Genomic DNA, 23,096 nt, shown 5'->3' with positions numbered 1-23,096 from the left:
CCCTCCTTTTATCTATTAATAGACTAACGCAGCTCTACTGGTACAGCAAAAACGATGTTTTCTTCTTCACCTGGGTTCTCGGTTACTTGCGTACCACCAAGCTCTTTTAAACGAGTAATGACTTGCTGAACTAATACCTCAGGAGCTGAAGCACCGGCAGTCACACCTACACTATTGATACCATCAAACCATGATGCTTCAACATTACTAGCATCATCAATTAAATAGGCTTGCGTCCCCATTTTATCTGCCAGCTCTCGTAAGCGATTAGAGTTGGAGCTATTTTTAGCACCCACAACTAATAACACATCTACTTTATCAGCTAAATCACGAACCGCATCTTGACGGTTTTGCGTTGCATAACAAATATCATCTTTACGTGGGCCATCGATTGCAGGAAATTTACTACGTAAAGCATCAATCACATCGGCAGTATCATCTACAGATAGAGTTGTTTGGCTGCAGTAAAAAAGATTATCCGCATTTTTTACATCAAGCTTTAACACATCATCAACCGTTTCAACAAGGTAAATACCACCTTGCTCGTTATCGTATTGACCCATAGTACCCTCAACCTCAGGGTGTCCGTGGTGACCAATTAAGATGCATTCAATACCTTTTTTACTAGCACGCGTTACTTCCATATGCACCTTAGTCACTAACGGACAGGTTGCATCAAATACTTTTAACTCTCTGCGTTTAGCCTCTGAGCGAACAGCCTGAGATACACCATGAGCGCTGAAAATAACAATGCTGTCATCTGGAACCTGATCTAGTTCTTCAACAAACACGGCGCCGCGATTTTTTAAACCATCGACTACATAACGGTTATGCACCACTTCGTGTCTTACATAGATTGGTTTTTCAAAAATATCTAAAGCGCGCTCAACAATACTAATTGCGCGGTCAACACCGGCGCAAAAGCCTCGTGGATTAGCTAGTAATATTTCCATTAACCTTGTACCTCAATAATATCAACCTCAAACGTTAAACGTTGACCTGCTAATGGGTGGTTAAAATCGATAGTGACTGACTCACCTTGCACTTCACGAACCAGGCCTGGAAGCTCAGTACCATCAGGTTGAGTAAAGGCAATAATCGCACCTACTTTAGCCGGTGTTTCTGCACCAAACTTACTACGATCTACATAATAAATATTATCTGGATTGGGTTGACCAAAGGCATCTTCAGGCTCAAGTTCAAATGTTTTGCTTTCACCCGCAGTTAGGCCAAGCAAACATTTTTCAAAGTTAGCGGTTAAGCTGCCATCACCCATAGTGAGCTTAGCAGGTTTGTTATGTACTTTTGTTGAGTCAGCGGCAGAGCCATCTTCTAGTTTAATAGAAAAATGAAAAATAACGTCTGAGTTTTCACCAATTACAGCTTGGCTCATGCTTTATGCTCCTTTGGTTCTTCGCCTGTAAAGGCGTCAAATAGTAATAATGCAGCGCCTATACAAATAGCGCAGTCTGCAATATTAAATACGGGGAAATGTGAGTCTTCGTAAAACACATGTAAAAAGTCAATAACGTATCCATAAGCAACACGGTCGTATAAGTTACCGATAGCACCCGCTAACACTAACGAATATGCACTGCACAATACTTTATTAGACGCAGGAAGGCGCTTTAACCACCATACCAACAAACAACTAATTGCAATTGCTATTACACTTAAAAACCAACGTTGCCAGCCACCCGCTTCGCTTAAAAAGCTGTAAGCTGCACCGTAATTATGTACATAAGTGATACTAAAAACAGGCAGTAGATTAATTGACTCACCATAGGCCATGGTATTTACAACCAGTGTTTTACTGGCAAAGTCTATTACTAGTAGTAATAGACTCAACCAAAGCCACACTAAACCACTTTTTTGGGCTAGTTTGCTCACTAAAAACAACTCCTAAGCGAATTGACGCTTTTCACCTTCACCGTCAACGTTACTAACACAACGACCACAGATTTCAGGGTGCGCAGGTTCAATACCTACATCTTCACTATAATGCCAACAGCGCTCACACTTTTTAGCATCAGTTGCTGATACGCTAATGTATAAACCTTCAATTTCGGTTACTTGTGAGTCTGCAGGCTGGCTATCAACCTCAGTAACATTTACAGCTGAAGTGAGTAAAACAAAGCGCAGTTCATCACCTAGTGCCGCCAGCTTAGCTGCAAGTTCTTTGCTTGCAAACAAGTTAACCGTTGCTTGTAATGTAGCGCCAATCACTTCTTCTTTACGCGCAGCTTCTAGCAGACGGTTCACTTCGTCACGCACATTTAAAATAGCTTGCCAGTCTTCATTACTAAACTTGGTCGTTGTTGGTGCTTGTAAGCCCTCATACCAAGTGGAAGTAAATACATAGTCACTGCGCTCACCTGGAAGTGCTTCCCAAATTTCTTGTGCTGTAAAGCTCATGATTGGTGCCATCCAACGCGTCATTGCTTCAGCAATGTGGTATAGCGCGGTTTGACAAGAACGACGTGCATGGCTGTCGCTTTTTGCCGTGTACTGACGATCTTTTATAACGTCTAAGTAGAACGAACCAAGCTCACCGGTACAGAAGTTCATTAGCTTTTGCGTTACTAATAGCATTTGGTAGCTATCGTACGCTGCTAAAATGTCATCTTGTAACTGTGCTGCGCGCCCTACAATCCACTTATCAAGCTCAACCATATCATCGACAGCAACTTGATCCGTTTTTGGATCAAAACCACTGAGGTTAGCAAGTAAGTAACGGCTGGTGTTACGAATACGACGGTAGCGATCTGCTGAACGTTTGAATATTTCATCTGATACCGTCATTTCTGCCGTGTAATCAGTTGATGCTACCCATAAACGTAAAATATCAGCACCTAGTTTATTCATCACATTTTGTGGTGAAATAACATTACCTAATGACTTAGACATTTTGCGGCCGTTTTCATCAACCGTAAAGCCATGCGTTAGCACTTGCTTGTAAGGTGCATGACCATTTATTGCCACTGAGGTCATCATTGATGACATAAACCAACCACGGTGTTGATCTGAACCCTCTAGGTATAAATCAGCAGGACCGGTTAAATCTTCACGCGCATCAACAACACAGGCATGAGTTACACCTGAATCAAACCACACATCGAGTGTGTCTTGCACTTTCATGTATTGTTGTGCGTCTTCTTCACCTAGTAAAGTAGCTGGCTCTAGGTCATACCATGCTTGAATGCCTGACTTTTCAACTAGCGCCGCGGCTTGTTCAATCAGCTCTTGAGTATTTGGGTGTAATGCACCCGTGTCTTTATCAACAAACAACGCAATAGGTACACCCCAGGTACGTTGACGTGAAATACACCAATCAGGGCGGCCTTCAACCATATTGGCAATACGGCTTTCGCCCCATTCAGGTAACCACTGAGTATTTTTAATTTCAGCCAGTGAATCTTGACGCAAGTTAGCCTGATCCATGCTAACAAACCATTGTGGTGTGGCACGGAAGATAATAGGCGTTTTATGACGCCAGCAATGTGGGTAGCTGTGCGTTAATGCATGGTGATGCATAAGGGCATTATTTTCTTTTAATACCTCAATTACACTCGCATTAGCTTTAAACACATGTTGACCGGCAAATAATTCAGTATCAGGTAAGTACACACCGTTTGCGCCAACAGGGTTAGCTACTTCAAGGTTGTACTCAAGACCTGCCACGAAATCTTCTTGACCATGACCTGGTGCAGTATGCACGATGCCCGTACCAGAATCTGTCGTTACGTGCTCAGCAACAATAACAGGAACATTAAAGTCATAAAAAGGGTGCGCTACGGTTAAGTTTTCAAGTGCTGCGCCTTTAACATAGCCAAGGATATGGAAATGGTTAAAGCCAAAACGATCCATCGCATCTTTAACCAGCTCAGAGCCAATAATAAGACGTTGCTGAACGCCTTCATCGTCTACTTGTACTAGCGCGTATTCTAAATCAGCATGCACAGCTACCGCACGGTTCGCAGGTAAAGTCCATGGTGTCGTAGTCCAAATAACGGTTCCTACGCTACCAGTTCCTGTATGGCCAGCCGCTAAATCAAATGCGTTAACTACCGCATCTTGATCTGTAAAAGTAAAACGCACATCAATAGCTGGAGACTGTTTATCTTGGTATTCAACTTCTGCCTCAGCTAATGCTGAACCACAATCTGTACACCAATGCACAGGCTTAGCACCTTTATGAAGGTGACCATTTTTTATAATGCGGCCTAGTACACGAATGGCATTAGCTTCAAAGTCGAAGTTCATGGTTAGGTAAGGTTTATCCCAATCACCAAAAACGCCTAAACGTTTAAAGTCTACTTTTTGGCCTTCCACTTGCTTTTTAGCATAGGCACGACATTTCTCACGAAACTCTGCCGCAGTTACCTTAACACCGGGTTTACCAACTTTTTTCTCAACCATTAGCTCGATTGGTAAACCATGACAGTCCCAACCTGGTACGTATGGCGCATCAAAGTCTGATAAAGTTTTAGACTTAACAATAATATCTTTTAATATTTTATTTACTGAGTGGCCTAAATGGATATCGCCGTTTGCATACGGAGGGCCGTCATGCAAAATGAAAGTTTTTTTACCTTTCTTCGCGCTGCGAATTTGACCGTATAGGTCGTCTTCATACCATGCTTTAAGCATTTTTGGTTCACGTTGTGCCAAATTGCCACGCATTGGAAACATTGTTTCCGGTAAATTCAAAGTATGTTTGTAGTCGCTCATTAATCCTACTTTCCGTTTCTATCGGCTACCTAATTTAAACCAAAACACTGCTTAGCGGCGGCAACATCGGTTGCTATTTGTGCCGTCAGTTGTGTTAATGTCTCGAATTTTTTCTCATTGCGGAGTTTTTCAATTAACTCCACATGCATAAATTGTCCATAAATATCTTGTGCAAAATCAAAAAGGTGAACTTCTAATAAGGCACGAGTTCCATTAAACGTGGGTTTGTTTCCAATGTTAGCCACCCCAAAAACTTGCTTTCCTGCGATCATCACTTGAACCGCAAATACACCATTGACCGGACAAACTTGACGTTTTAGTGCAATATTTGCCGTTCTAAAACCCAGTTCGCGGCCTTTTTTCCAGCCATGAATAACACGTCCAGATATTGCATAATTATGCCCAAGCATAACTTTTGCACTAACTAAGTCACCTTCAGCAAGCGCTTCTCGTATCAAGGTACTGCTTACTCTAGCATTTAATTGCCTAAAGCTGGCAGTGCTTTTAACACTCATTCCCACTTGGGTGCCCATAGTTGCCAATAGACTAAAGTTACCTTGGCGCTGTTTACCAAACCTAAAATCATCACCAACCGTTAATGCTTTAACGCCCAGCTTTTTAATTAAAATATCGCTAACAAACTGCTCAGCATGCATGTTTGCAAAAGCCTGATTAAAGCTAATACAAATAACGCGTTCAATTCCTAAGTTACTCAATAGACGAAGTTTATCACGCAGTCGAGTCAGCCTAGCCGGAGCGTTACTCTTTGCAAAAAACTCCTGTGGCTGAGGCTCAAATAACATTACAGTGCTGGGTAAATTATTTTCTTTTGCATCAGCTAAAAGCCCTTTTAATACGGCAGCATGACCCAAATGAACACCATCAAAATTACCAATGGTCAGCACACAACCAAAGTGTTGTGGGCGTATATTGTGTATACCTCTAATTAACTCCATGCCACCTAATGCCTTTTTCAGCGAGCGATAAAATGCGACCTCGGGCCGCAGAGTGTCCGATTATAATCTTTTTTTTAATTTGATTCAGTAATTGCTACACTTTTTATCGTATTTAGTCTAACACCCATCAAAAACAACATAAAAAAGTAACTAACAATCGCAATAATTAATAACACAACCAATAACATAACTTGTTCGCTAAAGTGCCAACTAACCCAGTCATATTGCCTACTAGTAAACCAAACCAATGCGCCCATTGTTATACTTGCCAACAAACACTTCAAAGTGAAGTAGCCACTCATGCTGGAAAACTGATAAACATTCTCTTTTTTAAGCTGTCGATACAGTAAGTAGGCATTACAACTTGCCGACATTGAGGTTGCCAGTGCCAAACCTAAATAGCCAATAAATGGTGCCAGCATAATATTAAACACCATATTTAGTACCAAAGTAATAATACCAATGCGTACCGGTGTTTTAGTATCTTGGCGAGAATAAAACCCAGGCGCGAGGACTTTAATTAACATAAAACTGACTAATCCCACTGAGTAGGCAACCACCCCTAAGCTCACCGCCTTAACATGATCGATGCCCGCTTCTTTGAAAGCGCCATGATCAAACAGCACGGTAATAATAAGTGGGCTTATAATCATCAATCCTATCATTGCTGGAAGCCCTAAAAAAATCACAAACCTCACTCCCCAATCTAGGGTATGTTGAAAGTCGCTACTTTTTTTACTGCTGTGTAATTTTGACAGCGCAGGTAAAATAACCGTCGCAATACCAATGCCAAATAAACCAAGTGGGAATTCAATCAGTCTATCTGAGTAATACAGCCAAGCGATAGAGCCTGTCATCAATAATGAAGCTATTACCGTATCGAGTAATAAGTTAATTTGACTAATTGATACGCCAAATAAGGCTGGGAGCATTAACTTGCGTACTTTTTTCACATTTTCATCTTGCCAACCCCAGCGCGGGCGCGCTAGCATTTTTGCTTTATACAAAAACGGCAGTTGAAATAATAGCTGTACCACGCCTCCTAAAAACACGCCAACAGCTAACGCATAAGCGCCTACAGAAAACTGATCATGTAATAAAATGGCACAACTAATAATGGATACATTGAGTAACACCGGGGTAAAAGCCGCAACGGCAAAACGATTATAAACGTTCATCACAGCGCCACTGAGCGCCACAAGGCTTACAAAAAACAAATAAGGAAAAGTCAGTTTTAATAGCGAACTGGCAAGCTCAAACTTTTCTGCGTCAGGGCCACCTTGCCACCAATCAATAAACCAACCAGTGCCGAATAAAGCAGCAATAACAGGTGACGCTATCACACCAAAGAGCGTCACTATCAGTAAAATAGTGCCTAACGTGCCGGCGGCTTGGGCAACAAATATTCTGACCTTCTCATCGCCTTGCTGCTGTTTAATTTCACTTAATACCGGTACAAATGCTTGCGCAAAAGCCCCTTCGGCAAATAAACGGCGTAAAAAATTAGGAATACGGTTAGCAAATAAAAATACATCGGCCGCAGCGCCTGCGCCCAACAAGTTAGCTACGACGGCATCTCGTACTAGCCCTAAAATACGCGAGATCATTGTCATTGCACTTACAATCATCCCAGAACGAAACAAACCTTTTGACACTATGAATCCATATTAAAAATCAGCAATTAAGTTAATTATGCCATAGTCTTTTTTATAAATCGCTTTAAAGCACTAGGCTGGAACCCCTTGCTTTGTTACAATAGCGCTATTAACTGCTAAAGCGGCAAATTGATGTTCGTTATAAGGAGCAGTTTTTCTTGGATTGTTAAAATTAAATTGACATTCATGATAAAAACAGGCATATTCCACGGCCTTTAATTTAAGCTTTATTTAAGATTGTTAGGAGCAAACCTTGGCTAACATCAAGTCTGCAAAAAAACGCGCTATCACAAGCGAAAAAAACCGTCAGCACAACGCAAGCCGTCGTTCAATGATGCGTACTTACTTCAAAAAAGTAATCGTAGCTATTGAAGCTGGCGATAAAGAAGCTGCACAGCAAGCTTTTTCTGTTGCTACACCTATCCTAGACCGTTACGCAACTAAGGGTCTAATCCACAAAAACAAAGCTGCTCGTCATAAGAGCCGTTTAGCTGCTAAAATTAAAGCGCTATAATTTGTTTTTGCAAGATTAAAAAAACCGGCTTTTGCCGGTTTTTTTTTGCCCAAAATAAATGCGCCTATTAAACGTTATCAAGCTCTGGGTAAAACTTTTTCAACATCGCCGCAATTTTCTTTGGAGAAAATGGCTTAACTACAAATCCTTTAGCCCCTCTATCTATCGCATCCTTCACATTTTCAACACCTGAATGAGCCGACACCATCACCACGTTTGTCTCTGGTGATAACTCATTAATTTGCGCAATAAGCTCTTTACCGTCGCCATCAGGTAGTTCTATATCTAAAAATATAATATTAAAATTGGCTGCACGACACTCGCTAATGCACTGCGCGGCCGTTGACGCCTCTTTTACATTCTCTATCCCTAAATGCATCAATGTTTGACTGAGAAAGCTACGCACCGTGCTAACATCATCAACTATTAAAATAGATAGCTGCGTATTCATATATAATCCTTATAGGCTAAAGCCATGTCTGCGAAATTGGTGATTTGCTTAAAATACAAATATTTACTTTATTATAGAGAGCTAAGCTAAAAAGGCCAGATTTGCTTTATGTCGAAAACCACAAAAAAGAGTCGCCGCAAAAAAAATAAAACGATTACTGTTAAACCTACACCCACTAATAAGCTTGCAAACCTTGGCTCACAATTAAAGCCGCAATCAAAGAACACTAAGCGTGGTATCAAGCTGACCCTGTTTTTTATTTTCACGATATTATTACTTATACTTGTTTTAGTGCCAAAGCCAAGCTTACTTACTTATAAAAAATCATCTATGGTAAGCCAAAGTGTGTATTGGCCTGGGTTGTTTTCAAGCGAACCAAAACTACTGGACTCAACCCTCCACCCGCGACTGGATAAGGAGCATAGAACCCTTTACCTATGTATTGATTTACAGCAACCGCAGAGCTGCCAAAAATATCGAATTATTGCTGAGGAAGGAATATTTCCAGTATTGCTTACTTACTTTTAACATTAAAAAAACTAATCTGAAAATTTAAAATTACTTGGTTGAAAGCTGTGCAAAAGATCAACATAATGGCGCTCCTTTTTTCAACAACTGAACTATTGAAACGACCATGCTAAACGAGCTAGATTGGCTTTTAAATACATTACTACTTGCACTAGGTTTAGGTGCATTCTTTATTAACCAACTGACACTGCTTCGCGTTGCTGCGATTAGTGCTTGTGGTTTGTTATTCCTATCATTTAGCTTAGATCTTATGTCGTCGAGTATTATTTCAAATATGAGTTTAGTTTTGATCAACACATTTTACTTGTTCAAAGTTTATACATTTGGGCAATTTACTGTATCTCAACACTAATTACTTCCCCTTAGAATATTTTATAGCCCAGTTTTTCTGGGCTTTTTTTATTCCACAGCTTTAAAGATCTTGGGTCTTAGTTTGAACTAAGTTAAAATTTATCTCGTATTAGGGTCTGTTGACCTTTCAAGGTTAAATTTGCAGCAGTCTGTTTGGTATTTAGGCAAGGCAGAGCCTATGTGGTGTGGTTATTCCCCATAAATAGGTGATAACGCAGCATCAATGCCAAACAGGCGCTGCCCTTAGGGTTCTGCCTAGGGGCGATTTACTCTTTGTTGCTCGGTTTTTACTTAGCCCACTAGGTTACAAACCGAGCGCCGCGATTAAACCGCCCCTAGTTTGAACAAATTTCAATCCGCAAAGGTCAACAGACCCTTGCCTAATTTGAGATAAGCCCATGCCGTTGTCAGATTTCGATTTATTCTTATCCTCTATGGAAGATGTTACCCCTATCAATCACGACACCGTGACATTACCATCTAAAAGCCATAAAACGGTTATCGCTCAGCAAGAAAAAAACAAAGCTGCACAATTAAATTTAAGCAGTGAACAATTTAATCCGTTAGATGAACCACTTGAATTGCTAGACCCACTCGCCATATTAAGCTTTAAACGAGATGGCGTGCAAAGCCCGGTTTTTAAAAATGTAAGACTAGCTAAATATCAGCTCGATGCGACATTAGATTTACACGGGCAACTTTTAAAAAATGCCCATGGTTCGTTGCAGGCCTTTATTAAAGATTGCCACCAGCGCAATATAAGAATGGTTCTTGTTCGTCATGGAATAGGAATTAAAAATAAAGCCAAACCGGGTATTTTAAAAAGTTACGTAAACCAGTGGTTGCAAACTATTCCCTGTGTTTTAGCGTTTCATACTGCACTCAGGCAGCATGGAGGAAGTGGTGCAACGTATGTCTTACTGAAGAAAAGTGATGATAAGAAGCATCAAAACCGAGAAATCCACAGCAAGCGTAGCTAATTCCTACTGTGGTAATAATAGTTAGTTGAGCAGCACTGTCGCATTAGCTTGGTTAAACCACGCAGATATTCCTAATATAATGATAGATACAACCACAATGCTGATTTTTGCGCCCCCTTGATTGGGTTTCATAATTCATCCTATTTATTATTATTGTTAGAACAGCTTTTAACAATAATAAAAATTACAAATGTTAACAAGCTGTTTCTGTTAAAAGTTAAACAAATTTTAATGCTTTAAAGTCAAACAACTCTAAACTAATAACCTTGCTGCTTATTAATGCAATTAATTAATGGCTGTCTCGCTTTTAAGCGCAAAATATTATCTGCTATTTGTTCAACAACACTATCTAGATCTGACAACGCAGCACAATGCGGCGTTAAAGTAATATTTGGGTGCTGCCAATAAGGGTGTTCGCTTGGTAGTGGCTCACTGGCAAATACATCAAGCGTTGCTGCTCGTAAACGTGCGTTGTTGAGCGCATCGAGCAAATCAGCTTCAACAACATGCTCACCTCGGGCCACATTAATTAACACTGCGTGCTCAGGAAGTTGCTTAAGCAACTGTTGATTAATAATACCTTTGGTATTGCTAGTAAGTGGCAGTAGACAGATTAAATAATCTGTATTCACTAACATATCATTTAGTCCCTGATCACCATGGTAGAGTGTTGCTATGGTTGATGTTTTAGGACTTCTGCTCCAAGCATTGACTTTAAAAGCGTTACTAACCAGCCTATGTGCACATGCTTGACCTAGTTCGCCAAACCCTAAAATACTCACTTGATTATGTTTATGCGCTCTTTTGGGTTTCCATTCACTTTGCTGTTGTTTTAAAAAATATTCTTTTAATCGCAATTTTTGCGCTAATACATGAGTAAGTACATATTCAGCCATGTCGTTGGCTAACTGTTTATCGACAATGCGCACTACTTCAACATGTGCAGGTAGTAAACTTAAATCGATACTATCAACCCCAGCACCAAACGATGACACCGCTTTCAAATTTATCAACTTTGGCCATAAAGACGCGGGCGCATTCCAAGCCAGTACAAATTCCACACTTGCAAAATCTTGGCAATCATCAAGCTGCTCAATTTGAATATTGGGTAATTGTGATTGCATTTTTGCAATTAACTTTGTGTTATCTCGACCGGTAATCGCGACTAAAACTGACATGATGATTCCTTAAAAAGTAACCGTAAATAGTAGTACTGGTATGGTTTAATTCAATAGTAAGTAAACGGTTTTAAAAAGTCACACAACTGACCGCGTATTGTCATATCCGCACTCTAAGCTAAACATATTGGCCTTAGCCTAGTATAAAAAGAGGTGCGTATGATCAGTGTAGATAAAGTAATAGCAACCAATTTACCACAGTTAACTAACTCATTTAAAATAAAAAAACTGGTAAAAAAAAGTCTTAGCTACTTATTACATGAACAAGAATTTACAAACTTTGCAACTGCCTATCCCCATCTTCAAGGAATAGAATTTGTAGAGCAAGTACTTGATGAACTTGATTTTGAAACTCGTTATAAAGCTAAGCAAATAGAAAATATTCCCAGTGAAGGAAAAATTGTCATTATTGCAAACCACCCTATCGGCTCCTTAGATGCGCTTGCATTAATTAATGTGTTATCAACGGTAAGAGCCGATTTAAAAGTGGTGGCTAACCGTATGTTAATGACCGTTGACGCCATGCATTCGTTATTACTACCCGTTGATAACCTATCAGGGCAAAGTAAAAAACAAGAGCTGAGTAATATCCACCAGCACTTAAAAAATGAAGGAGCGTTACTTATTTTCCCTGCCGGTGAAGTTTCTCGACTTCGTCCTACGGGTATAAAAGACTGCAAATGGAACAGTGGCTTTTTACGCATTGCAAAAAAGGCTAACAGCCCTATTTTGCCTATCTATATTAAAGCCAGAAATAGCCCGCTGTTTTACGGCGCATCAATGCTTTATAAACCACTGGCTAGCTTATTACTGGTAAAAGAAATGTTTAAGCAACGTCAAAAATCACTCGAGTTTGAAATTGGCGCTTCCATTGCTCCTGAGTCTTATTTAATCCCAGACTTAAAAGACAAAGAAGTGGTTGAGCTAATCCGTAAGCAACTATACCGTTTAACCACAAAAAAAACGCTACCATTAAAAACTCATGCTCCAATTGCCTCTCCTGAATGTAAAAAAGAATTAAAAAAAGCCATAGAATGCTGCGAACATTTAGGTAAAACCAGTGATGGCATGGTGATTTATTTGTACCAATACCAAGGAAGCTCTCCCTTATTTCGTGAACTGGGCCGCTTACGAGAAATCGCTTTTCGGGCTGTAGGTGAAGGTAGTGGAAACCGCAGAGACATAGATAAATACGATATGCACTATCAGCACTTAGTATTGTGGGATGAACATGCACTAGAGTTGGTGGGTGCATACCGATTAGCTTGTGCACAGGATGTGATTGAACAACACTCACAAAGTGGGCTTTATACCGATAGCCTATTTAATTATACCCAAGATATGACTCCTTATTTTAAACAAGGCATAGAGCTAGGCCGAAGCTTTGTACAACCTAAATATTGGGGCAGAAAAAGTCTCGACTACTTATGGTATGGTATTGGCGCTTTTATAAATCGCTACCCTCAATACCGTTACTTATTTGGTGCGGTGAGTGTGTCAAACGCACTACCTGAGCAGGCAAAGTCTTTATTAGTGCATTATTATCAGCACTATTATGGCTGTGAAAAATCACTCGCAACGCCTAACAATGCTTTTCGTCACACACCTGATCAGCAAACTCAGTGCACTAACTTGTTCGAGGGTAATAATATAAAAGAAGATTTTGTAGAGCTTAAACACATACTCGCTAACATGGGCACGCATGTACCCACACTATTTAAACAATATACAGAGCTATGCGAACCAAATGGAGTTAAATTTTTAAGCTTTAGTATTGATCCACAATTCAACAATTGTATTGATGGCCTAGTATTGGTTGATCTTGAAAAAGTAAAACCAAGCAAAGCAAAACGATACTTGGGTACTGATAAATCAGCATCGGCAAGTTAAAGCGTTAACCCTTAATCGAATAACTATTAAAGCGGCATTAAGCGGCGCTTTAATAGTTATTAATACTTCAAGGCTGAGTAAAAATACCATCGAGTAATTGCGTATAAATCTTTTCTATTTCTAACAAGTCGAAAATCGGTACATGTTCATTAACCTGATGAATACTATGGTTTCGTACCCCACACTCTATGACTTGTGTTTTTTGCTGTGCAAAAAATCGTCCGTCCGACGTCCCACCACTGGTGCTTAATAAAGGGTAATTCCCCGTCACTTTAAAAATTGCCTGCTCTAACTGAGCGAGTAAGCAACTCTCAATCTTATGGCTTGTATAATAGGGTTCACATGGACGCTCCCACTGTATAACCAAATGCTCGCTGAAATCCTTCAGTGCAGCAAACACACGTTGCTTAACATGTTTACTTTTATACCCATGGCTATAGCGAATATTAAAAGTAATATCACACTGAGCTGGCACGAGGTTATCTAGCACATTATCAATATTAATACCGGTGACTTGCAGCGTTGTTTTTGAACTAAGTTCATCTAAAGGCCAGTCTATTTGTGTGAGCCTGTTAACCACTTCAGCACTGATGTGCGCAGCATTAATGGTATTCTCAGGATAGGCTACATGCCCAGCCTTTCCTTGAATAGTTAATCGCGCAGATAAGGCTCCACGTCGACCATTTTTTATAGTGTCACCTACCTGCAGATTGCTGGTGGGCTCACCAACAATACAGCCATCAAGCACAACGCCCTGTTGTGCTAATCGCTTGGCAATCAACACAGAGCCATGCTCCGCCTCACCTTCTTCATCTGAGGTGATCAGCCAAAATAATGTTCCCTGCTTTTGCTGCGCGCTGTTTATTAACGTCTGCGTTGCACTAAGCATCGCGGCAATGCCTCCTTTCATATCGGCGGCACCACGCCCATAAATTGCATCGTTAATTATGTGTCCACCAAACGGATCGGCTAACCAGCCACCTTGCGTTGCGGGTACCACATCAATATGCCCAGAAAATGCCACCACGGGGCCTGCCCCAAAGGTTATTTTTGCAATTAAGTTTGTCACATTATTAGAACTAAATTGCTCTGTACTAAAGCCTAACTCAGTAAGGTGGTTCGCAAGCCACTCAATGCCACCAGCTGGATTAGGAGTAATCGATTTAAATCGGATCAGAGTTTGTAAGTGACTCACTGTTTTTAACTGTGCAATAGTTAAGTACGGCGCTTGTGCTTTTGTATTGATAGCTTTTGTCATAATAAACACACCTCGTTTTAGCAGTGTATTTATTACAACGACTTTTTATGACCGCATTATGAATTTACTAGCTAACGTGCGCCCTCTTCTATTAATGTTTCTCGTGTAACCTGCACTATGTGCTTATCTTCTTTAGTTAACTTGGTTTTTTTCCAAGAGCCACGCATAAACCATGCAAATGCTATCAATGCGATGGTTATGTTAGTAATTGCAAAAGAATACCAAATGCCTTGATCGCCAAGCTCAGTATGATTAGAAAGAATATAAGCGGCAGGGAACTGCACTACACATTGTGATAATAACGCGATAACCATTGCATTGAGCATATTACCTGAGGCACGAAAAGCAGCAACAATACAAAGTTGCACCCCTATTCCACCCCAACTTAAGCACATTACTTGAATAAACTGCGCCCCATTAGTAATAACGTCATTATCGTCAGGAATAAAAAATGCAACTAATGAATCTGCATATAAATATGCAATGGCGCCAACACATGAGAGCCCTAACAAGCCCCACACACTAGCAAGTTTAGTGATCTGCTCAGCCCGCTTGATATTACCAGCCCCCATATTTTGCCCAACCAAGGTTGATACCGCCATTGATAAGCCAATAGCAGGGATCATTACCATTTGCAAAATATTAGAGCCAACACCATAAGCAGCAATTGTCGTAGTACCAAAGCTGGCAACTAGAAATGACATGATGATCAAACCAAATGCACGTGTCGATAATTCAATAGAGCCAGGCGCTCCCAAGAAAAAAGCGCGCTTAATATAATGCCAGTCGGGGTAAAAGCTTTTTAGCTGTAATTGAATACCATGTCGACCACGTAAAAATATAATGATGCCCGCAAGCGCCGCTAAGCTCTGTGTAACCAATGTTGCTAGCGCAGCGCCCATCACACCAAGCCCCTCAAAACGACCATAGCCAAATATGAATAACGGATCGAGTATAAAATTAAGTAACACGGTTGTGCTGACTATAATTAACGGCACCTTCGTTTGCCCAATACCCCGCATCAGCGATTGAAACATGGCATAAATAAACACAAAAATAACGCCAATAAAAGATACATGCATAAACTTAAGCGCATCACTATATACGGCCGCTTCAACCCCCAGTAAGGTTAAAAAATAAGGTGATAATGCATAGCCTAGTAACCCAAGTAATAGTGCAACTAATGTCACCATTAACACCGTTTGCGCGGCAACATGGTTAACCTTATCTTGTTGTCCTGCCCCCATGTATTGGGCCGATAAAATCGCCCCAGCCATAGCAAATCCTGAACCTATCGCAATAACTAAAAATGTGACAGGCATACTAATCGATACAGCAGCCACTTGCGCAGCCCCTAACCGGCCAACCCAAAAAGCATCTGTAAGCTGATAAGTAGACTGCAAAATATTAATGAGGACAATAGGAATACCTAACTTTAATAGCGCTTTGGCAATAGAGCCTTGAAGAAATAGTTGACCAGAGGGAGTCATGAGGCCGCTTACTTTTATTAAACCGTGAACATAGCCTTAGTTTAACAAAACTAGCTGATTATATTCTGAATACTTCGTTTACGGCCGGTATTTAAGTGATCAGTCAATAATTTTTGAGCACTAAGTAAGTAAAAGTTTAATCTAAATCAATAAATAGAGGCTCTTTACTTATACGCTTTTGAAACTTTGATCTAGAACAGGTTTTTATTTTTAAACTCGAGCGATAATAGCCTCAATCAACAAATAGTCACACAGTAGTTCACGGAGAACAACATGAAAACTAAACTAAGCATTGCAATACTTACTTCTTTACTAGCTCTTTCTCCTGCAGCACACGCTAACTTTAGCGTTAATGTTGGCGCAATTAATGTTAACCCTGATAACGATGGCTCAAAGATTAACGAAGCACCTACTCTTGGTTTAAAAGGTGATTCAAATACTCAGTTAGGTATTACTGTAGATTATGCATTTAACGACCAATGGGTGTTAGAGCTTATTGCAGCAACGCCATTCTCTCATGATGTAGAAGGTACAGGCGGTTTAGCTGGTAATAAAATTGCCGACATTAAACATTTACCACCATCACTGGTTGCACAATACCACTTTTTAGACAGCAGCTACGCACTTCGTCCATTTGTTGGTGTAGGTATTAACTATACGACGTTCTTTGACGAGCAGCCTTCTGCAGCACTTAAAGCAACTTTAAATACTGACGACGTGGAAGTAAAACTAGATGATTCATTTGGTTTTGTTGCTCAAGTAGGTGCTAACTACAAGATTGATGAGAAATGGGGCCTACACGCTATGGTATCTATCATGGATATAGATACTGATGCGACTGTATATGCTAATGGCGCAAAAGCATTAACTTCAACCGTGTCACTTGACCCTGTTGTAGCTATGTTTGGTCTTAAATACTCGTTTTAATAACGATTATGTGTGTGTTAAAAAGGCCGTAAGGCCTTTTTTTTTGCGTGTAATTAACGAGGTAAGTTATTTACTTTTTTTTGCTCAAGCATTTCTTTCCAATGAATTATTTCTGCCGGTAAAATAGGTGCTACGCCTTCAAAACCAGCAACCTCCAGCATATGCTCAACGCTTACCACCCCTTTTTTACTTTTAAATACGCCACGTACATAGGCAATTGCATGTAAGCCACGCTCTGAATGAAATTTTTGTTCAATATAAAAGTATTTATGATCCCAGCCGACTAAACGGGTACTAATGGTAAAGCGCTGCATAGGCTTAATATCACGGATATAAGTAATGGCGGTTGCATTAACAATAGGAAACCAACGACGCTTCATTATTTGCTTTAGTAAACCAACTCGTTCGGTCATCCATGTGCGCGATAAATCCATCATTGCTAAATAGCGTGAATTAGTTAAGTGCAAATTAATATCACAGTCACTTGGCAGTGCTTTGTAGTCTATATCAACCGTGTCTAACAATGATTGATAATCACGATTACGTTTAATTTTGAAAAATAATAGTAGCAGTCTAAAATATAAATTCACAGTAGAGGTCTTACCAGTTTGTTTTTTGTGAGTGTATCATAGCAATTGATCCCCTAGGGTATTTTTACACCAAGGGGTCAATCACTAAGAAAGGTTGTTTTAATATCTATCTTTAAACTTTAACCGTTTTACGATTAATACCGTAATCACGTAGTTTATTAGCTACCGCTGTATGGCTTAGCCCTAAGCGCTTAGCTAACTGACGTGAACTTGGATAAGCTGGATAAAGCTTACGCAATAAGGTAGCTTCAAAACGCTTAACCGCTTGATCAAGCGAGCCCTCAAAATCAGACTCTAAATAGCCTAAATCATGGGTAAAGGTCGGCAGTTGTAAATGCTCAACTCGCAATTCACTGTCTTCTAACAGCGATACCGCACGATAAATAGCATTTTCTAATTGGCGCACATTACCTGGCCATGGGTAATCTTGTAAAAACGTTAAACATTCTTCAGATAGCTCAGGCACAGTATGGCCATTTTGCTGCGCATATTTTTGAATAAAGTGTTCAGCAAGTGGGCCAACATCGGCTTTACGATCTCTCAGTGGTGCAATTTCTAACGTTAGTACATTAATGCGATAGTATAAGTCTTCTCTAAATACGCCCTCTTGCACCATTGCAGGTAAATCTTTTTGGGTAGCAGCAACTATGCGAACATTTACTTTAACTTCGTTTTCGTCGCCTACTTTTCGAAACGTGCCGTCTTGTAAAAAGCGCAGTAATTTAGTTTGGAGCTGAGTCGACATTTCACCCACTTCATCTAAAAATACTGTTCCACCATCCGCTTGTTCAAGTACACCGCGTTTAGGCGCTGCATTTTCTTCATATCCGGCGTAACCAAAAAGTTCTGACTCGGCAACATCATCTGGTAACGAGGCACACGATAAAGCAATAAACGGTTTTACTGAGCGGTTAGATGCATAGTGACAAGCTCGCGCTAATAACTCTTTACCTGTGCCGGTTTCACCGGTGATAAGAATAGGGGCTTCAAGTTGCGCCATTTTTCGCGCTTCGCGTACAACACGACGCATCGCCGTACTAAAATTGTGAATTGTCGCAAAGCTTTCTTGGCCATAGCGTCTAAACGCACTCACTTGCTGACCTAGGCGGCTTTGCGATTTTATATTAATTACCGCACCCGCTAACACATCCCCCTCACTGCCTTGTGGTACAGCAATAGGTAAAATATCGGCAATAAAGTCTTCACCTGCCACTTCTACACGGGTAGTTTGCCCAAGTACTTCTTTGCCTTCTAACCAACGGGTAAAATTAAAACCTTTAAGTAAATTATTGATATTGGCGCCAATGACTTCTTTTTCTGTTAGCTGTAAGTCTTTACACGCCGCGTCGTTACACAAACGCACCCAGCCTTTAGCATCAATAGATATAACACCATCAGGTAGTGCTCTTAATAAGGTGTTTAATTCATTGTGCTCTCGTTCAGAAGGTAAAAACGCGGTGGTACGTACATCATGTACACCATCGATCAATCGAATTGAAGGCATAATTTTTTGAAATTGTTCAAATTCAATTTCAGGAAAACTCACATACATACGGCAATTAACTGAGTCGACTTCAATTCCTTTCAAGTCAACATTGTAGCTAACTAAAATATTAAGAATCTCTTGAGCAATACCAACTCGGTCTGCACAGTGAATATCTAAACGCATACACCCTCAGGTAAGGAAAAAACTAATTGGCGTGAATAATACGCTAACTATGATTATCAGCATAGTTTATTGTAAAGAAATTTGGACGAAAAATGTTTTTTTACTTCCTAGAGCGCTTTTTCAAGCACTTAAAATATTTAATCTTGGCTGCTCACTAAAAGTCGGGGTCATTACATGTAAATATAGCCAAACTAACTTTGTATAAATTATATTCTCCAATGGGCTAATCATTGCTGTGCATCCGCTAATATTTGCTCATGTTTAATCTAAACGGTGATTATTAAAATAAAGTAGTAAAGGTTAACGGTTGTTGAATAACTTGGTGCTTGTAACCCCCCGTAAATAAAGCGGTTTTATATTTTTTCAATAGAACTTAAAACCGGATAAAAGATAGCTTTGCAAAGACAATGTTACTTGTGTTGTTAAATATCTTTTTTTATAAGTTTAGGTGTTTAGTGCAACAACTAGAACTTTAGGTGTTGGTATTTAACAATTACATAACGGATGTGTGATAGCGCGCTCAACGCTTCCCCTCGTACAAAGGTCTATGTATACTTAAGCGCAATTGTAACTAGGATAAGGGTGTGACTCTTACCTAAACGTATAGCTGCGTTTAGCAAACCATTACCTTAGCTGCATAAAAACACTGATGATCGAGCATTTATTATACTTTTTAGAAGTAACAATTTAGCTAAATAAAAAACCACAAGGTCATCAAAACAATAATGAATTAGGAAGTAAATATGAGTTCAAATTCTGACAGTGGCTGGTTTGGTCACCCTAAAGGACTTTCAACCCTGTTTTTCACAGAAATGTGGGAACGAATGAGTTACTACGGTATGCGAGCTATGCTCGTATTATTTATGACAGCAAGTTTACAACAAGAAGGCTTAGGATTTACCGTTGCTTCTGCTGCTGCAATTTATGGCTTATACACAGGTTCAGTATACTTTTTAGGTTTACCTGGTGGCTGGTTAGCAGATAGATTATTTGGTGGTCAAAAAGCAGTATGGTACGGCGGTATCATCATCATGTGTGGCCACATTATTTTAGCCGTTCCGCATGAATATTCTTTTTTCATTGGTTTAATCTTTGTCGCAACGGGTACTGGTTTACTTAAACCTAATATCAGTGCCATGGTTGGTCAGCTTTATACTGACGAAGATGAACGCCGTGACGGTGGTTACGCTATTTACTACATGGGTATTAACTTAGGTTCTTTAATTGGTTACTACGTTTGTGGTTACTTTATGGAAAACGTAGGTTGGCACTGGGCATTTGGTGCAGCTGCTGTAGGCATGGCTATTGGTTTAATACAATACAAACGTACACTTAATAACTTACCAGAACATAGCTCGTTACCTGCGAATCCATTAAGCCCTAAAGGTGCTTCACGCGCCTGGGGCGGTATTGCCGCGTTTGTAATTGTTGTTGCCAGCGTGACTGCTGCTGCGATGACAGGCGCTATAGTTATTAACCCGACTATTGTTGCAGGTTACACAGCAGTTGTATTTACTGTTATCTTTTTCATTTACTTTGGCCTTGTTTATTTCAAAGGCAAACTAACCGACGCTGAAAAGCAAAGAATGTGGGCGCTATTTTTAGTCTGTGTCGCTTCTGCGTGTTTTTGGTCTGGCTTTGAACAAGCGGGTTCTTCATTAAACCTATTTGCTCGTGACTACACAGACCGTCTTATTGGCACATTTGAAATTCCAACGACTTGGTTCCAATCTTTAAACTCGCTATTTATTATTGCCCTATCACCATTTTTTGCCGCTCTTTGGATTAATTTATCTAAGAAAATGGTATCGCCTACTTACAGCGTAAAATGTGCGTTGGGCTTAGTTATTATGGCTTCAGGCTTTTTAGTTATGTTTATGGCAGCGCATTACGCAGCTGAAGGCTTAAAAGTAGCTCCTTACTGGCTGGTTACTACGTATTTCTTACATACAGTGGGTGAGCTTTGTTTAAGCCCAGTTGCATTGAGTGCGGTAAGTAAATTATCTCCTCGTCGCTATACGGGTCAAATGATGGGTGTATTTGTACTGACATACTCAATTGGTAACGTAATTTCAGGATTACTTGCTGGTAACTTTGATCCTAACAATGTTGCAGAAATTCCTAACCTTTACTTACAAATTGCATTATTTAGTATCGGTGTAGGTATCATCTTAGTACTGATGAGCTTCAAAGCTAAGGTATGGGAAAAACAAGGTTTAGAACAAACCGCACCAGCACAATAATTTAAATTAATCACAACGCGTAATTATGCGCTTTGACTAATGATATTAAATACCCCCTGCAGCTAACTGCAGGGGGTATTTTTATGGCTAACTAACCTGAACTCTGGATAATAGATCTCTTAGCCAGAGTTCAGGTTAACTAAATTTGTTGTTACAGCGTAATACTACAGAGTAAGTGGAGTTAATGAATCAAACCCTCAGTATCTATTGCTTTGTTAATGTTGTGAGCAGCTACGCTCAGGTTGAGTGTAAACAATAGAATACAAAAACCACTCTTTTTTTAGTGTGAAAGAACTAAAAAAACAGATGGGCAATTAAATTTAAAACAAATAAATTCAGTAACATACATAAAAAATACGTACATTATCCGAGCTAGCTAATTTTTACTTACCTCGGCAAGTATGTAAATAAATATCATACTTTGCTAACCGTCCCGTAAAATTTACACACGCGCTATTTACTAAATAACAACACCCTCTTCCCCAAAGCAGTAATCTGGTTAATCATGCAGGCAATACGATAACTAATAATCGCAGTGCTTAATTGCGGGAGTAATTATAATGAGTGAAGTAAATAATCCTTTAGGTTTGGTTGGTATTGAGTTTACTGAATACGCAACACCCGATGCCGATTACATGGACAAAGTGTTTACCGATTTTGGTTTTTCAAAATTAAAAAAATTCAAAGGTAAAGACATTGTTTATTACAACCAAAACGATATTCATTTTTTACTAAATAATGAACGCGACGGCTTTTCAGCTGAGTTTGCTAAAAATCACGGCCCAGCAATTTGTTCTATGGGCTGGCGTGTAGAGAACGCTCAAGCAGCATTTGAAGCAGCGGTTAAGCGTGGCGCTAAGCCTGCCACTGATGCAGCTAATAAAGACTTACCATACCCTGCTATTTACGGCATTGGCGATAGCTTAATTTACTTTATTGAACAATTTGGAGATAAAGGCTCTATCTACGATAATGATTTCGAAGATCTGAGCGAGCCAAACAAAGTAGAGAGTAAAGGCTTCTTACGTATCGACCACCTAACCAACAACGTATATAAAGGTACTATGGAAACATGGGCTAACTTTTACAAAGACGTGTTTGGTTTTACCGAAGTACGTTACTTTGATATTAAAGGCCAAAAAACAGCCCTGCTTTCATATGCATTAAAATCACCATGCGGTACCTTCTCTATTCCAATCAATGAAGGTAAAGGTAACGACAATAACCAAATTGATGAATACCTAGGTGAATACAATGGTCCAGGTGTGCAGCATTTGGCGTTCTTAACTGACGACTTAGTAAGCTCATTAGATAAGCTTGATAAATCGACTATCGCTACTTTAGATATTATTCCAGAGTACTACGATACTATTTTTGACCGTGTTCCATGGGTTAAAGAAGATAAAGAGAAAATCCGTGAACATCAAATCCTTGTTGATAGCCAAAGCGAAGATTGCTACTTACTGCAAATTTTCTCTAAAAACTTATTTGGTCCTATCTTCATTGAAATGATTCAACGAGTTGATGATGGCGGCTTTGGTGAAGGTAACTTCCAAGCGCTATTCGAATCAATCGAGCGAGATCAAGAACGTCGCGGCGTTTTATAAGCAAATAAAATAACTTTAAAAAGCAGCGTATTTCGCTGCTTTTTGTCGTTTAATCGTAATTGAGAGGTAAAACTATCT

General features: G+C 39.8%; 20 protein-coding genes. 8 read left to right on the top strand and 12 right to left on the bottom strand.

Annotated features, from left to right (window positions below):
- Window positions 1–23 precede the first annotated feature (23 nt).
- The 6 genes from ispH to murJ form a co-directional block, all read right to left on the bottom strand.
- Window positions 24–953 carry a 4-hydroxy-3-methylbut-2-enyl diphosphate reductase gene (gene ispH / locus AN392_RS02270; RefSeq protein WP_054202112.1) on the bottom strand — a complete coding sequence of 310 codons (930 nt, stop codon included), beginning with the start codon at window positions 951–953 and terminating at the stop codon, window positions 24–26.
- Window positions 953–1,393: an FKBP-type peptidyl-prolyl cis-trans isomerase gene (gene fkpB, locus AN392_RS02265; protein WP_010391275.1), complete on the bottom strand. Its 441-nt coding sequence runs from the start codon at window positions 1,391–1,393 to the stop codon at window positions 953–955. The genes ispH and fkpB overlap by 1 nt, the downstream gene beginning before the upstream one ends.
- A complete protein-coding gene (lspA, locus tag AN392_RS02260; RefSeq protein ID WP_010391273.1) occupies window positions 1,390–1,890 on the bottom strand; it encodes a signal peptidase II in 501 nt (166 codons plus the stop codon). Before lspA ends, fkpB begins: the two co-directional genes overlap by 4 nt.
- A 12-nt stretch (window positions 1,891–1,902) precedes the next feature.
- On the bottom strand, window positions 1,903–4,731 hold the full coding sequence (gene ileS / locus AN392_RS02255; RefSeq protein WP_055011711.1) for an isoleucine--tRNA ligase: 2,829 nt from the start codon (window positions 4,729–4,731) through the stop codon (window positions 1,903–1,905).
- A gap of 29 nt (window positions 4,732–4,760) precedes the next feature.
- On the bottom strand, window positions 4,761–5,687 hold the full coding sequence (gene ribF, locus AN392_RS02250) for a bifunctional riboflavin kinase/FAD synthetase (protein ID WP_055011710.1): 927 nt from the start codon (window positions 5,685–5,687) through the stop codon (window positions 4,761–4,763).
- Window positions 5,688–5,761: 74 nt separating this feature from the next.
- On the bottom strand, window positions 5,762–7,300 hold the full coding sequence (murJ, locus tag AN392_RS02245; RefSeq protein WP_041709107.1) for a murein biosynthesis integral membrane protein MurJ: 1,539 nt from the start codon (window positions 7,298–7,300) through the stop codon (window positions 5,762–5,764).
- Window positions 7,301–7,595: 295 nt separating this feature from the next.
- Between murJ and rpsT the strand changes: the two genes are divergently transcribed.
- A complete protein-coding gene (rpsT, locus tag AN392_RS02240; RefSeq protein WP_008114420.1) occupies window positions 7,596–7,856 on the top strand; it encodes a 30S ribosomal protein S20 in 261 nt (86 codons plus the stop codon).
- Between the two features lie 67 nt (window positions 7,857–7,923).
- Here the strand turns inward: rpsT and AN392_RS02235 are convergent, their stop codons facing one another.
- The gene (locus AN392_RS02235; protein ID WP_008114419.1) at window positions 7,924–8,307 is read right to left on the bottom strand and encodes a response regulator; all 384 of its coding nucleotides are present in this window, start codon (window positions 8,305–8,307) and stop codon (window positions 7,924–7,926) included.
- 108 nt (window positions 8,308–8,415) lie between these two features.
- Between AN392_RS02235 and AN392_RS02230 the strand changes: the two genes are divergently transcribed.
- The 3 genes from AN392_RS02230 to smrA all read left to right on the top strand — a co-directional run bounded on the left by AN392_RS02230 (window position 8,416) and on the right by smrA (window position 10,166).
- Window positions 8,416–8,835 carry a hypothetical protein gene (locus tag AN392_RS02230; protein ID WP_152965232.1) on the top strand — a complete coding sequence of 140 codons (420 nt, stop codon included), beginning with the start codon at window positions 8,416–8,418 and terminating at the stop codon, window positions 8,833–8,835.
- A 106-nt stretch (window positions 8,836–8,941) separates the two neighbouring features.
- Complete coding sequence (locus AN392_RS02225; protein WP_008114416.1) at window positions 8,942–9,187, top strand: hypothetical protein; 246 nt, start codon at window positions 8,942–8,944, stop codon at window positions 9,185–9,187.
- A gap of 397 nt (window positions 9,188–9,584) precedes the next feature.
- Window positions 9,585–10,166, top strand: coding sequence for a DNA endonuclease SmrA (smrA, locus tag AN392_RS02220; protein ID WP_055011709.1), 582 nt, complete (start codon window positions 9,585–9,587; stop codon window positions 10,164–10,166).
- Window positions 10,167–10,423: 257 nt separating this feature from the next.
- On the opposite strand, the gene AN392_RS02215 is transcribed toward smrA, so the two are convergent.
- Window positions 10,424–11,344: a glyoxylate/hydroxypyruvate reductase A gene (locus AN392_RS02215; RefSeq protein ID WP_055011708.1), complete on the bottom strand. Its 921-nt coding sequence runs from the start codon at window positions 11,342–11,344 to the stop codon at window positions 10,424–10,426.
- 159 nt (window positions 11,345–11,503) lie between these two features.
- Here AN392_RS02215 and AN392_RS02210 point away from each other — a divergent pair, with 159 nt between their 5' ends.
- Window positions 11,504–13,234: a lysophospholipid acyltransferase family protein gene (locus tag AN392_RS02210; RefSeq protein ID WP_010391261.1), complete on the top strand. Its 1,731-nt coding sequence runs from the start codon at window positions 11,504–11,506 to the stop codon at window positions 13,232–13,234.
- Window positions 13,235–13,301: 67 nt separating this feature from the next.
- Here AN392_RS02210 and dapE read toward each other — a convergent pair whose 3' ends face one another.
- Together dapE and AN392_RS02200 are read right to left on the bottom strand one after the other, a co-directional pair.
- Complete coding sequence (dapE, locus tag AN392_RS02205; protein ID WP_055011707.1) at window positions 13,302–14,492, bottom strand: succinyl-diaminopimelate desuccinylase; 1,191 nt, start codon at window positions 14,490–14,492, stop codon at window positions 13,302–13,304.
- A gap of 71 nt (window positions 14,493–14,563) precedes the next feature.
- Entirely contained in the window at window positions 14,564–15,982 is a 1,419-nt protein-coding gene (locus tag AN392_RS02200; RefSeq protein ID WP_055011706.1) for an MATE family efflux transporter, read from the bottom strand.
- Between the two features lie 273 nt (window positions 15,983–16,255).
- Between AN392_RS02200 and AN392_RS02195 the strand changes: the two genes are divergently transcribed.
- Window positions 16,256–16,909, top strand: a complete 654-nt coding sequence (locus AN392_RS02195) for an OmpW family protein (protein ID WP_010391257.1) — start codon at window positions 16,256–16,258, stop codon at window positions 16,907–16,909.
- 53 nt (window positions 16,910–16,962) lie between these two features.
- Here the strand turns inward: AN392_RS02195 and AN392_RS02190 are convergent, their stop codons facing one another.
- Both AN392_RS02190 and tyrR read right to left on the bottom strand, forming a co-directional pair.
- Window positions 16,963–17,499, bottom strand: coding sequence for a thioesterase family protein (locus AN392_RS02190; protein ID WP_008109547.1), 537 nt, complete (start codon window positions 17,497–17,499; stop codon window positions 16,963–16,965).
- A 112-nt stretch (window positions 17,500–17,611) separates the two neighbouring features.
- Window positions 17,612–19,168: a transcriptional regulator TyrR gene (gene tyrR, locus AN392_RS02185; RefSeq protein WP_008109548.1), complete on the bottom strand. Its 1,557-nt coding sequence runs from the start codon at window positions 19,166–19,168 to the stop codon at window positions 17,612–17,614.
- 743 nt (window positions 19,169–19,911) lie between these two features.
- Here tyrR and AN392_RS02180 point away from each other — a divergent pair.
- Together AN392_RS02180 and hppD are read left to right on the top strand one after the other, a co-directional pair.
- Complete coding sequence (locus AN392_RS02180; protein ID WP_008109550.1) at window positions 19,912–21,411, top strand: peptide MFS transporter; 1,500 nt, start codon at window positions 19,912–19,914, stop codon at window positions 21,409–21,411.
- Window positions 21,412–21,971: 560 nt separating this feature from the next.
- Window positions 21,972–23,018 carry a 4-hydroxyphenylpyruvate dioxygenase gene (gene hppD, locus AN392_RS02175; RefSeq protein WP_008109551.1) on the top strand — a complete coding sequence of 349 codons (1,047 nt, stop codon included), beginning with the start codon at window positions 21,972–21,974 and terminating at the stop codon, window positions 23,016–23,018.
- The last annotated feature ends 78 nt before the right edge of the window (window positions 23,019–23,096 follow it).

Source organism: Pseudoalteromonas sp. P1-16-1b (assembly GCF_001401785.1).
Classification (GTDB): Bacteria; Pseudomonadota; Gammaproteobacteria; order Enterobacterales; family Alteromonadaceae; genus Pseudoalteromonas; species Pseudoalteromonas undina.
This window is presented reverse-complemented; position numbering and strand designations above follow the sequence as displayed.

Bases quoted from the DNA above. Each gene is read 5' to 3' on its own strand.
- AN392_RS02180 (WP_008109550.1), top strand. From the start codon at position 19,912: ATGAGTTCAAATTCTGACAGTGGCTGGTTTGGTCACCCTAAAGGACTT.
- AN392_RS02200 (WP_055011706.1), bottom strand. From the start codon at position 15,982: ATGACTCCCTCTGGTCAACTATTTCTTCAAGGCTCTATTGCCAAAGCG.
- dapE (WP_055011707.1), bottom strand. From the start codon at position 14,492: ATGACAAAAGCTATCAATACAAAAGCACAAGCGCCGTACTTAACTATT.
- AN392_RS02195 (WP_010391257.1), top strand. From the start codon at position 16,256: ATGAAAACTAAACTAAGCATTGCAATACTTACTTCTTTACTAGCTCTT.
- murJ (WP_041709107.1), bottom strand. From the start codon at position 7,300: ATGACAATGATCTCGCGTATTTTAGGGCTAGTACGAGATGCCGTCGTA.
- hppD (WP_008109551.1), top strand. From the start codon at position 21,972: ATGAGTGAAGTAAATAATCCTTTAGGTTTGGTTGGTATTGAGTTTACT.
- ileS (WP_055011711.1), bottom strand. From the start codon at position 4,731: ATGAGCGACTACAAACATACTTTGAATTTACCGGAAACAATGTTTCCA.
- smrA (WP_055011709.1), top strand. From the start codon at position 9,585: ATGCCGTTGTCAGATTTCGATTTATTCTTATCCTCTATGGAAGATGTT.
- AN392_RS02215 (WP_055011708.1), bottom strand. From the start codon at position 11,344: ATGTCAGTTTTAGTCGCGATTACCGGTCGAGATAACACAAAGTTAATT.
- ribF (WP_055011710.1), bottom strand. From the start codon at position 5,687: ATGGAGTTAATTAGAGGTATACACAATATACGCCCACAACACTTTGGT.
- AN392_RS02230 (WP_152965232.1), top strand. From the start codon at position 8,416: ATGTCGAAAACCACAAAAAAGAGTCGCCGCAAAAAAAATAAAACGATT.
- AN392_RS02210 (WP_010391261.1), top strand. From the start codon at position 11,504: ATGATCAGTGTAGATAAAGTAATAGCAACCAATTTACCACAGTTAACT.
- fkpB (WP_010391275.1), bottom strand. From the start codon at position 1,393: ATGAGCCAAGCTGTAATTGGTGAAAACTCAGACGTTATTTTTCATTTT.
- AN392_RS02235 (WP_008114419.1), bottom strand. From the start codon at position 8,307: ATGAATACGCAGCTATCTATTTTAATAGTTGATGATGTTAGCACGGTG.
- AN392_RS02225 (WP_008114416.1), top strand. From the start codon at position 8,942: ATGCTAAACGAGCTAGATTGGCTTTTAAATACATTACTACTTGCACTA.
- tyrR (WP_008109548.1), bottom strand. From the start codon at position 19,168: ATGCGTTTAGATATTCACTGTGCAGACCGAGTTGGTATTGCTCAAGAG.
- ispH (WP_054202112.1), bottom strand. From the start codon at position 953: ATGGAAATATTACTAGCTAATCCACGAGGCTTTTGCGCCGGTGTTGAC.